At 40.5% G+C, this 12,463-nt stretch carries 8 protein-coding genes; 3 read left to right on the top strand and 5 right to left on the bottom strand.

The window, feature by feature from the left end; all coding sequences use genetic code 11:
* The coding region (gene recQ / locus ACZFYI_RS07580; RefSeq protein WP_462523522.1) for a DNA helicase RecQ at positions 1–2,094 on the bottom strand (2,094 nt) is incomplete at its 3' end.
* A gap of 675 nt (positions 2,095–2,769) precedes the next feature.
* On the opposite strand from recQ, the gene ACZFYI_RS07575 reads away from it, so the two are divergent.
* The 3 genes from ACZFYI_RS07575 (at position 2,770) to ACZFYI_RS07565 (ending at position 5,779) form a co-directional block, all read left to right on the top strand.
* On the top strand, positions 2,770–3,843 hold the full coding sequence (locus ACZFYI_RS07575) for a mannose-1-phosphate guanylyltransferase (protein WP_462523521.1): 1,074 nt from the start codon (positions 2,770–2,772) through the stop codon (positions 3,841–3,843).
* Positions 3,843–4,181 carry a nucleotide pyrophosphohydrolase gene (locus tag ACZFYI_RS07570; protein WP_462523520.1) on the top strand — a complete coding sequence of 113 codons (339 nt, stop codon included), beginning with the start codon at positions 3,843–3,845 and terminating at the stop codon, positions 4,179–4,181. The genes ACZFYI_RS07575 and ACZFYI_RS07570 overlap by 1 nt, the downstream gene beginning before the upstream one ends.
* 230 nt (positions 4,182–4,411) lie before the next feature.
* Positions 4,412–5,779 (top strand): exonuclease domain-containing protein, encoded by a 1,368-nt coding sequence (locus tag ACZFYI_RS07565; RefSeq protein WP_462523519.1) that lies wholly within the window; start codon positions 4,412–4,414, stop codon positions 5,777–5,779.
* Positions 5,780–5,786: 7 nt separating this feature from the next.
* On the opposite strand, the gene ACZFYI_RS07560 is transcribed toward ACZFYI_RS07565, so the two are convergent.
* From ACZFYI_RS07560 to ACZFYI_RS07545, 4 genes are all read right to left on the bottom strand, one after another.
* Entirely contained in the window at positions 5,787–7,169 is a 1,383-nt protein-coding gene (locus ACZFYI_RS07560; protein ID WP_462523518.1) for a glycoside hydrolase family 30 protein, read from the bottom strand.
* Between the two features lie 97 nt (positions 7,170–7,266).
* The gene (locus ACZFYI_RS07555) at positions 7,267–7,671 is read right to left on the bottom strand and encodes a hypothetical protein (RefSeq protein ID WP_462523517.1); all 405 of its coding nucleotides are present in this window, start codon (positions 7,669–7,671) and stop codon (positions 7,267–7,269) included.
* Between the two features lie 218 nt (positions 7,672–7,889).
* Entirely contained in the window at positions 7,890–11,132 is a 3,243-nt protein-coding gene (locus tag ACZFYI_RS07550) for a S41 family peptidase (RefSeq protein ID WP_462523516.1), read from the bottom strand.
* Positions 11,133–11,216: 84 nt separating this feature from the next.
* Positions 11,217–12,463, bottom strand: a 1,247-nt coding sequence (locus ACZFYI_RS07545; protein ID WP_462523515.1) for an AsmA family protein, incomplete at its 5' end; no start/stop codon positions are given.

The raw sequence follows: 12,463 nt of genomic DNA, 5'->3' as shown, positions 1-12,463 counted from the left end.
AGCAGCTTTAATATTATCAGATTCAGCGGTCATGAAATACTCATGGAGGATATCTTCTCTTTCTTCGTCCATGATGTTTTCGATGTAATAGTTGATGTTGAGCTTGGTTCCGCTGTAGATAATCTGCTCTATTTCACCTATCAACTCTGCCATGGAAAGATTCAGATTTTCCGCAATTTCATCCAGATTTACTTTTCTATCAACCTGCTGAATAATTGAAATTTTTACTTTTGATCTGTTACCTGCTGTTTTTACTACTACATCAGACGCTGTCATGATGTCATTTTCCTCTACGTAAGCTTCGATCAACTTTAGGAATGGAGCACCAAATTTATTGACTTTTCCCATTCCAACCCCATTGATTTGGGCTAGTTCTTCCTTATTCGTGGGATAAACTGTTGCCATTTCTTCCAAAGAAGGGTCTTGGAAAATCACATAAGGAGGCAAACCTTTAGATTTGGCAAGTTTTTTACGTTCTGCTTTGAGTAATTCAAAAAGCTTCTCGTCATATGCCTTTCCACCTGCGGACATCTCTTCTGCAGCTGTATCTACGGGAACTTCATCAAAATTAAAATCTTTGCTAAGCGTAATGGAGTAGGGTTCTTCTAAGTAATTTTCCCCTTTTGTAGTAATCTTGATGATACCATAATTCTCTATATCCTTATCCAAGAACCCTAAAATGAGCGCCTGTCGGACTACTGTTCTCCAAAGTTTTTCATCCTCTTCTTTTCCTTTGCCGAATACAGATATCTGATCGTGTCCATAGCTTGCGATATAGTCATCCTTTTCTCCTCTGATTACTTTTACAATGTGGGCAAGGTTAAATCTGTTATTGGTTTCTTTAACAGCTGAAATTGCAGAAAGGAGGTAGTCCATACCCTCAAATTTCTCTTTCTGCTTTTTGCAGTTGTCACAGTTACCGCAATCATGGTCTAGGGTTTCACCAAAGTAATGGAGGAGCACACGTCTCCTACACATTGTACTTTCAGCATAAGCAGCCATTTCTTCGAGGAGGATTTTGGCATTTTCCCTTTCTGTAACAGGTTTGTCTTTATTGAATTTTTCAAGTTTGATGATGTCATCATACTTATAAAACATCAAACAATGACCTTCTAGACCATCTCGTCCTGCTCGTCCTGTTTCCTGGTAATATCCTTCCAAGGATTTGGGAACGTCATAATGGATAACGTACCTGACATCTGGCTTGTCAATTCCCATCCCAAAAGCTATTGTAGCCACGATTACATCCGTTTCCTCATTGAGAAAATCATCCTGATTTTTGATCCGGACATTCTGATCCAATCCCGCGTGGTAAGGTGCAGCATTGATACCGTTGACCTTAAGCAATTCTGCAATTTCCTCAACTTTTTTGCGGCTGAGGCAATAGATAATCCCCGACTTTCCTTTATGGGATTTAATGTATTTGATGATCTGCTTTTTGGTTTCGTTCTTCACTTTTGGCCGAACTTCATAATAAAGGTTTGGTCTGTTGAAGGAAGATTTGAAAATATCTGCCTCTTCCATCTGAAGGTTTCTTTGGATGTCCACCTGAACCTTTGGAGTGGCAGTAGCAGTCAGGGCTACAATAGGAAGATGAGAGCCGATCTGTGCAATAATGGATTTTATTTTTCGGTATTCCGGTCTGAAATCATGGCCCCATTCTGAAATGCAATGTGCCTCGTCTATAGCTACAAAACTTAGCTTCGCCTCTTTGAGGAAAAGCATGTTTTCCTCCTTTGTCAAAGATTCCGGAGCAACATAAAGAAGCTTGGTTTTTCCCGAAAGGACTTCTTTCTTTACTTTATTTGTCTCTGATTTATTGAGAGTTGAATTGAGAAAATAGGCATTGACACCAAATGCGTTCAATTGGTCAACCTGATTTTTCATCAATGCAATAAGAGGCGAGATGACGATGGCAGTTCCTTCACTGACAACTGCAGGAAACTGGTAGCATAATGATTTTCCGGCTCCTGTAGGCATGATGACGAAAGTGTTTTTTCCTTTCAATACATTCTCCACAATAGCTTCTTGGGTTCCTCTGAACTGGTTGAAACCGAAAATTATTTTAAGTTTTTCTTTTGCGCTTTGATCCACAATTAATTGATATTACTATATAAACCTAAAAGGTATACATTAAAATTTTGAAGGATTTCTTTTTTATCTTTGTTACAAATCTAATGAATAACAACAGCAGTTTTGAAGTTAACAAAAAATATTAAAAGTTGTGTCATCAAAGTGCTTCAAACAAAGCTAAATGCCATTCAAAATCTCTTTAATTTTATAGAGAATGAGTTTGAGGCTTCTAAAGATGATTTTTTGCCCTTAAAAAAGCGGATATAATCATTTTGTTAAGAAAAAAGCTCGAATATTGCTGATACTATTCTGTTGTGATCAATTTATTCGGCACTCTGTCTCTTTTGGTATTCACGGTGGATTCCAATCATGTAAAATAGGGAAAATTAAGTGTTAAGAATTCATCATCAGGTTTTATGAAAATATTATATCTCTAAAATCAAGATACTCATACCATTATTCAAAAGTTCTTGATCAATAATTACCGAATATTGAGATATAAATTTCCGTTGTTTGGTGAAGAATTTAAAGACAATGAAGCCAAGAGATATATAGTTTAATAAATATTCCTCCAATGCTCTACATTATTTAAAGGAGTCCAATATTACATAGATGGTAGCTTTGAACTAAGTAAAAGTGGTAGGATTTATGCATATTCATGATTTAATGAAAGAAGGAATAGTTTAATTTACTTTAATGCAAAAAAGACCCTACATTGTGATTATGGCTGGTGGAATAGGTTCCAGGTTTTGGCCATATAGCAGAGACAACAAACCCAAACAATTTTTGGACATCCTTGGTACGGGGCGTACTTTGTTACAAATGACCTACGATAGGTTTATTACGCTTTCTGACAATTCACAATTTTTTGTGGTTACCAATTCCAAATATAAAGAACTGGTTAAGTTGCAACTTCCGGAAATACCTGAAAGCCAAATTTTGACTGAACCTTTGAGAAGGAATACTGCCACATGCATTGCCTATGCCAGTTATAGAATTTTAGGTAAAGATCCTGAAGCCAAGGTTATCGTAACTCCTGCAGATCATCTTATTCTCCAAGAGGAGAATTTTTTCAAAACAATGGAAATTGCAATTGCTGCGGCTGATACAGAAGACAGGCTAATTACCCTTGGTATTAGACCAAACAGACCTGAAACGGGTTATGGCTATATTCAATACATCAGCAACCAGGGAAACCCAGTCAAGAAGGTAAAAACCTTTACCGAAAAGCCCAATGCAAAACTTGCAAAAACTTTTATTGAAAGCGGTGATTTTGTATGGAATTCAGGAATGTTCGTCTGGAAAGTAAGCAGCATCATCAAGGCCTTTGAAAAATACATGCCTGATGTGGCCGAGGTATTTGAGGAAGGAGCGGACCATTTTACCCTTGAAAGAGAAGATGCTTTTATCAAAAAAGCCTATTCTTTGGTTAGAAATATTTCCATTGATTATGGAATCATGGAGAAAGCCGATGAAGTATATGTAGTCCTTGGAGATTTTGGATGGTCGGATTTAGGTTCCTGGTCAAGTCTTCATGAAGTACATGAAAAGGATGTGGAAAATAATGTGGTAGAAGCCAATGCCCTTCTCTATGATACCCAAAATTGCTTTATCAAAGTTAGCCCCCAAAAATTGGTAGTAGTGGAAGGTTTGGATAATTACCTGATCAATGATTCTGAAAATGTCCTGATAATATGCAGATTGGATGGGGATAAGAAATTTCGCGAATTTGTCAATGCAGCCAAAACAAAAGGAGAGGATTTTGTCTGATGAAAAAGGAAGTTACTATCACTGAAGCCCAAAAACTAGTGGATGATTGGATCAAAACAGTAGGTGTACGCTATTTTAATGAACTGACCAATACCGCCATTCTGATGGAAGAAGTAGGGGAACTTGCAAGGATTATGGCCAGAAAATACGGGGAACAATCATTTAAAGAATCTGACAAAGAAATAAATATGGCTGATGAAATGGCCGATATTCTTTGGGTCCTGATTTGTCTTGCTAATCAAACAGGAATAGACCTGACCGAGGCTTTTCAAAAGAATTTTGATAAAAAAAACAGTAGAGATAAAGACAGGCATAAGGAAAACAAAAAGCTCCTATAACTTCTCAAGAGACCCTTTCCCCTTTTTTTTATTGGATTTATTATCGGGTTTTATTGCATTTTAGTTTACATTATCTCCCGGATGGTTTCGGGGGGGGTTAAGTGAGAAAGCGATAGTCTCAGGTTTGGATACCTAGCAAGTGGTAGATTTTCGGACATTGCCTGACAGCTTTTTGGATTCCAAAGGAATTTACGGGGTATTTCCTTAAACTTGCTTGTCCAAATCATACCATGAATTATGTAATTGTAGATATCGAAACAACAGGCGGAAATCCAACCCAAGGGGGAATTACGGAAATTGCGGCAATTCTCCATGACGGCAATCAAGTTGTGGATCGGTTTCATTCCCTTATTGACCCGGAAAGGATGGTCCCGAGTTTTATTACAGGATTGACCGGAATAGACAGCCACATGTTGGAAGGTGCGCCTACGTTTTCAGAAGTAGCAGGAGAGCTACATGATTTTTTGAAGGGAAATGTTTTTGTTGCACACAATGTCAATTTTGATTATTCATTTATCCGTGAGGCACTGAAGCATACAGGGATAGAGTTTAATGCACCAAAATTATGTACTGTAAGGCTTAGCAGAAAAGCATTTCCAGGTTTTCGATCTTATAGCTTAGGCAGAATTTGTGAGCACCTTTCCATTTCCATCAAGGAACGGCACAGGGCAATGGGCGATGCGGAGGCGACTGCCGAGTTATTTGACTTGATCATCAAGAAAAGCCCTGAGGTCATTCTTCAGACTTTGAAAAAGAGCAGCGCTGAAAGCTTTTTACCTCCCGATATTTCAAAAGAGCGTTTTTTGCAGATTCCCGAACGTACCGGTATCTACTATTTTCATGATAAAAATGGTCAGGTCATCTATGTCGGCAAAGCCAATGATATCCGAAGCAGGTTCAAAGGCCATTTTTCTTCAAGTTCCAAAGACAAAATGCAGTTGTACAACGAAATACATGATATCAGTTGGGAGCTTACAGGAAATGAATTTTTGGCATTTTTGCTTGAATCATTGGAAATCAAGCGTTTGTGGCCCAAGTACAACAAAGCACTTAAATATAACTCATGGAATTGGGGATTGTACAAATACGAGGATGGTCAGGGATATCTCCGGTTTCAGGTTGGAAAGAATACGGGTAGTCTGAAACCTATTTTGGAATTTGAAAGCCATTCTGAAGGTTGGAAGTATCTGTTGGATCAGGTGGAGTCTTTTCATCTTTGTCCCAAACTTTCAGGAATTCAAAAGACAGCCGGTGCCTGTTACGATTATCCCAATCAGAAATGTCAAGGAGCTTGTTGCAGTCAAGAGTCTCCTGAGGTTTATAATAGAAAGGCAAATGATTTTTTAGCTTCCGTTACGGGGCAGGTAGGAGACGTCTTAATCAAAGAAAAAGGAAATCATCCTGAGGAGACTGCTTTTCTTTATTTTGAAAAAGGTGTTTTTTCAGCCTATGGATTTTTGAATCAGGAAGATTCGTTTTTCGACCAAAATGAAATTCTGGAAAGTCTAAAGAAGGTCAGGCACTTGCCGGAAACAAAATACATTTTGAGGTCTTTTTTTCCCAAGCTTTCCATGAACCAAATTATGGTTTTGAAATAAATCCAGTTTACAGCAATAGCGTGGCTACTGCTCCCGATTCCAAAACCATTTTCCCTGACAATTCTCCAACTTGGATTTGGAATGATTGCATTTCTTTCGATTCATTCAAAATCAAAACTACTATCCGACCATCCGGTCTCTTAAAAGCTACATTCGGCAATCCCTCAGGCTCGTTGCTTTCAATTCGGATAGATCCCGGAAGTACATACTTGGAGGCATGGGCGATGACATAATAGGCGGGATTTCTCAAAACCTTGTTGATTTTGATGGTTATGGCTCCTAGGCATTGGTCGCAGCCTCCTCTGTCCGTATGGGGTTTGAGATCAGGTGCTGAGCTCAGATTCCATTCCAATACTGTCTTTGCCCAGTTTCTCGGAGCACCGATAGTCAGGTTTTTGGTGTGCCAAGCTAAGTCTCCGGACAGGTTCCCGGGTGCGCCGACCCATTGTTCGGTGAAGTATAGATTTTTGTCAGGATGGGCTTTATGGACTTCGGATAAGGCCTCAATATTTCCACCATAAAGGTGAAATGCGGAGCCGTTTATGTACTTTTTGGCTTCAGGATCATCCAAAATGCTGATGGGATAATCGGGTCGGTCGGCATTGTGGTCATAGATGATAATTTTTGTTTTTATGCCGCTTTCTTCAAATCTTGGTCCAAGATGGAGTTTTATAAAATCCCGCTGTTCCTCTGCCAGCATCAGGAGACTGGGATTGTTCCCGGGATGAAGAGGTTCATTCTGAACGGTGAGTGCATCAATAATGATACCTTCATCTGCCATCTGTTGGATGTATTTGACCAGATAAAGTGCATATCGGTCGTAGTATTCAGGAAGTAATTTACCGCCACGGGTATCTTTATTGTCCTTCATCCAAGAGGGCGGTGACCAAGGTGATGCCATCAATTTGATTTCAGGATTGATAGCCAAGATTTCTTTTAGGACAGGCAAGACATCTTTTTTGTCCGGCCCCAGGTCAAACTTCAAAAGCAGCGTATCTTTTTCTGCATCTTCCACATCATGGTAAGAAAAAGGATATTCATTCAAATCAGAGGCGGCAACTGATAACCTAAGGTAACTTACGCCAATGCTGTTTTCTTCACTTCCAAAGAGCTCCTTCAAAATCTCCATCCGAGCCTCTGGATTCATGCCCAAAAGATGTTGGGCACTTCCTTGAGAAAGGGTAAAACCAAAACCATCCATTATCTGATAGGTCAGGTTTTCGTCGATTTTTATAATCGGATCCTCTGATGAGGATTTTGAAAAAGAAAGGGGTTCTTGTTTTTCAAACAGGATTCCATTTTGGGGATCAGTCAGCCTAAATTCAGCTTCAATTTTTGATTGGTTGCAGCCGAAAAACATCAAAAGGATAAAATACAGAAAATGCTTCATGGGAGGGGATAAATTAGAAAGCCGTGAAATTTACAGGAAATTCCACGGCTTTAAAAATGTATACATTTTCTTCAAGCAAAAGAAAAAAATGATAGGATTAGAACAGCAACGAAGCCAAGCCTAATTTACTTTTAAAAGGCTTGATCAATCCATTGATTTTTTTGGTATATTTTCCAAGAAGATCATTTCCTAAAAGCCCTGTTAAAAACTTCTGTCTCTCACCACCCAAGGAATTTAAAAGACCTTTTTTGGCATCATCTGTGCCTGTGCCTCCGAGAATTTTGAAGATCTCTCCTGCGAAGCTTTTATTGTTGGCTTTAAGCTTTGTTGCCTGATCGGAAGAGAGGCCCAATCCATCCACACTATCCAATGCACCAAGCAATTGCTTTTGAAGATCGGCGGTGGGGATTTCAGCTTTTGGAACTTTAAGACTTTGGGCTTCGGCATTAAATGCAAACAATGCCACAAATAAAAGGGCGAATAGAAAGAATGGTTTTTTCATAATGGTTTTTTGTTTAAAGTTAAAAATATTGCTTTTAATTGTTTTCTTTTTGGATAAAATTTTACCTTTTCAAATAGTTCCTATCAATATTCTGCAATTAAATCAACCAATCAGCATGATTTTTTTTGAAAGGTTATTTTGATCATATTGAATTATCTGACTTTTTTTGGGAAAATTCACCTCAAGGAACTTTTGTATAACCTTCATTCCCTAACGATCTAATTCTTCTTTTGGGGTCTCGCGTACCTGATAGGTGCTTTGGGCTCAGGTTTCAATTCCACACCTTCGGTTTCAAGGAGTCTCAATGCTTCCTTAACTGCTGTTTCAAGTTGAGGATCTTTTCCTTGGATGACTTCCTTGGGGGTTTGTTCGACAGCTATGTCCGGAGAAATGCCCACGCCTTCTACTGCCCATTCCCCATTGATGTCAAAGAAACCACCACGTGGTGCCACCATGCGACCACCATCTATGAATGGAGGAGTATCCCATGTACCGACCAATCCCCCCCAGGTCTTGGTTCCAATGAGTGGCCCGATTTCCATTTTGTTGAACAGGTAGGGGAGAAGGTCTCCACCTGAACCGGCTCTTTCATTGATCAACATGACCTTAGGGCCCCAGATACCTGCCATTGGTGTGGTAAAAGGCCTTCTATCTCCAGCTTTGCTGTTGAAATAACCATGAAGGTCGCGTGCCATGATGTCTACCATGTAATCAGCCGCTGAGCCACCTCCATTGTTTCTTTCATCTATCACTGCACCTTTTTTATCCTGCTGGGAAAAATAGTAGCGGTTGAAATAAGTGTATCCGGGATTTCCGGTATTGGGTATGTAGACATAGGCCAATTTACCTCCGGACAATTCATCAACTTTTCTTCTATTGCTTTCCACCCAGCTCATCATCCTCAGCTGGTTTTCATTGGCAATAGGGACAACTGTGACCCATCTTGATCCTTCCGTTCCGGGCTTGTTGTTGACACGGATTTTTACCTGCCTGTTTGCAGTGCCTTCAAAATACCCGTAGAAATTTTCAGAGGCGTTTATTTCCACACCGTTTATTTCAAGGATATAATCTCCTTCTTTGACATCTATTCCTGGAATGGAAAGAGGAGCTATCAAGTTGGGATTCCAGCTTTCGGCGCTGTAGATTTTGCTGATGCGGTATTTGCCTTGGTGAACTTCATAGTCTGCACCCAATAGACCGATGGTCACTGATTTGATGTCAGGAAAATCACCACCTGAGGTATAGCTATGACCTACAGCTACTTCTCCGCCAAGGATATCTACAATATAATTCAGATCTCCCCTGTGTTTGACATGGGAAACCCATGGCTTATACCAATTATATATATCATTCCAAGGTGCACCATGGACATTGTCCACATATAGAAAATCACGTTGGTATCGCCATCCTTCTCTAAAAATCTGTTCCCATTCTTCTTTGGGATTTATTTTTACTTTGAAATTGGCAAGGGCTTTCAAATTACCGTCTCCTGCTTTTTTTGGACCTCCGGTGGATTCTACTATTCCCCAATTCCCATTTGTCTGATAGAGCAATGATTTCCTATCCTGAGATGCAGTGGCAAAACTGATTCCTGAAAGGTACATTTCAGTTTTTCTTTCCTTGAAATTATAGCGATGTAAAACCAGACCCTGTTGATTGGGAACAGATTCAGTGTAAAACAAGAAATTTTCCGGACCCATTACCAAGTAAGAATAATCCCTTGCAGGAATGTCCACAGCAATGATCCTGTTCCATAATCCTTCCTCATCGATAATTACCGTCTTGGCATCTGATTTCTTTTCCGGTTCTTTTTTCTCTGTTTCTTTTGGTTTCTCCTCATCACTTTCAGGAAGGAGAGGGGACTTTCCGTTTTTGTTTAAAACGGCTAGGTAAAGGCTTCTTGTCGTGGGTCTTTCATAGGAACTCATGTCCAACCAGCCCGAATTCAAACCGAAATTGGTACTTGCCAAAAAATACAGGTATTCACCGTTAATATCCCATACAGGGCTGATGGCATCCGCCAATCCATCAGTGACTTGGATTTTTTTTCCTGATTCTATTTGGAATGCGAATATTGCCTTGAATTGATTATCCAATAGCCTCGCATAGGCTACCCATTTGGAATCGGGTGACCAAACAGGATTTAAGCTTCTGTTTGGGTGTGCAAAGCGCTCTGTGTCCGCGATTTTGGCAGCCCCACTTTCGATATTGACAATCCAAAGGTTGTAATCCGTATCCGTGAACGCGATGTGTTTACCGTCAGGAGACCATTCTGGTTTGAAGTAAAATGATTTGTTGGGAAGGGTGATGGCTTTTGGTTTGGAAAGGCCTTCCTGATCCCCGATCATCAGTTGGTATTCACCGGAAACATCTGAAAACCAGGCTATCTGTTGTCCATCCGGAGACCAAACAGGGGACCGGTCTGCTATACCGGAGGTATTGGTCAGGTTGCGGGCATCTCCCTTTTCTTTTGGAACAGTGATGATTTCTCCTCTAAATTCAAAAACTGCCCTTTGCCCGGTAGGAGACAAGGAAGCATTGCTTAGGTTTCGGCCATTTACTTCCTCCCATCTTTCCCTTGCCCAATGAAAGTCCCCGTTCACGTTGATTTCCAATTGATTGGAGACTCCTGTAGATGGATTCAGAATATGGAGATAACCACCCTGCTCATAAACCACCTCTGTTCCATTGGAATCATGGTTTTTGATATCAAAATCTGCATGAAAGGTTTCCTGCTTTAGTTTTTCTGATTTGGGGTCAAAAGACCAGATGTTGTTTGCATAATCCCTTTCGGACAGGAAGAATACCTTGTCGCCATGCCATATAGGTTGGGTATGGCGTTCATTGTCAGTCTGTGGTGTCAATTTGAGGGCGTGACTTTTCATGTCCACGATCCAGATAGGTTTAGCCTGACCGCCACGGTAATTTCTCCACTCAGGATCCCAAAAGGCAATTTGCTGGTATGCAATTGATTTACCATCAGGAGAAATTCTTCCATTCACTGCTCTGGGAATATCCAAAGGTTCTTCCATGCCACCATCTTTTGACACCTGAAAAAATTTCGATTCCATGGTAGGAACTCCTACTCTTGCGGATGCAAAGAGCACATGTTTGCCGTCAGGTGTCCATCCGCTTACAAAATCCGCTCCTGGATGCCAGGTCAACCGCTTTGGTTCCCCTCCTTCCACAGGAATGATATATACATCGGTATTGCCGTCATATTGACCTGTAAAAGCAATTGTTTTGCCATCAGGCGAAAACCTAGGCAAGGTTTCTGCCCCTTCATTGCTAGTCAGTCTGATTGCATTTCCTCCCGATTTCGCCACCTTCCAAAGGTCGTTGGCATGGACAAAAACCACATATTCCTGACTGATGGTTGGTTCTCGGAGGAGTCTGGTTCCTTGGCCATTAGCAAAATGGATGGCAAGGAATAGAATGAATAAAAAGAGGATTTTTTTCATGGCATATTTGGGATTGAATGATAGCTAAATGTAACTAAATGGGATCGTCTCTTAAAACCGTTCAAAAAATGTAAAGGTCAAAACCTATTTGATTGATCCGCCGGTTTTTTCTGCGCTTTCCACTTGGATTCCGGAATCATCTTCCATTTCTTCCAATTCATCCCCTTCAGTGATTTTGCCTACCTCGATGATTGGGTTTTCGGAGTTTCCAGTTATTTTGATGGGAATACCAAAAAGCCCTAAAGGCGGCAATCCCAGTCTGAAAGCGATGCTCATATCCCCATCCAAACTGACCTGACCTCCAAATCTTGGCCTAAAACCTGCGATGCGCATCCTTGTCCTTTCTATCGTGATCAGGTTATTGGCTATGCTGCTCCTAATCTGCACGCCTTCCAGATCCGGATCTGCCAATTCCTTGTTTTCTGTATCCTTAGCAATACTGTTCATCAATTTGAATCCTTTCAGTTTAATTTTGTCCAAGGCAAATACTCCCTCACCTTTGATAGAAGGAAGTACAGGATCCATATTGGCATCTAATCTCCCTGAAAGCTTATAATCCAAAGAGGCAATACCTTGGGCATATTCCGCTGCGGTTACCATTTCGCGGAACAATGGGATTTCATCATAGGCCCGTTTGATGTCAAACCCATTTGCTTTGATAGAATAATCGAAATTTGCCCTGTAGGGATCGGAAGGTGTGTATTTCCCTGTCATTTGAACATTGGCGCCAACTAAGTTGAAGCCTGTATTTTCCATTGCAAGAACACCTTCTTTCACTCCGATTTTTCCTTTGAATTTTTCCAGCCTGATTTCATCAAAAAGAATGGTGTCCACCGAAGCTTCCAATGAGAAATCGACATTGGGGGGAATCATGACAACTCCCTGTACTGCCCCTAGGGTATCTATCACCACCGATTCCTCTCCAGAATAAAACATGAAATCATTCAAGTTCAATTTATCACTGCTAAGGGTAAGATTTCCCTTGACAGGAGCATTGGAATCCATATAGTATGCAATCAGATTAAAGAGGTATCCATCTGCCACAAGCTTGTTTTGGGCATATTGCACATTCATTTTTTCGAGATAAATCCTGTCTTTGTCAGCCCTGACCTTTCCCGAATGGATTTCAAAGGGAAGGGGAAACAGTTCTGACCTGATCCGGATTTTTTCCATTTCAATGGTTCCTTTGTTATCAAGCTGTTGTAATCTTCCTTTTTCGGCATCACTTTGAAGCCCTTTGAGATTGATGTCGGTCAAGAGATAGCCATCCACTTCGTATCCCTCGACTCCGAAAGTCTGATAGAGTTTGCCTAAGTCAATCCTACCTTGTG

The organism is Aquiflexum sp. (assembly GCF_977115555.1).
Note: the sequence above shows the minus strand (reverse complement) of the source record. Positions and strands in the feature narration are given on the sequence as shown.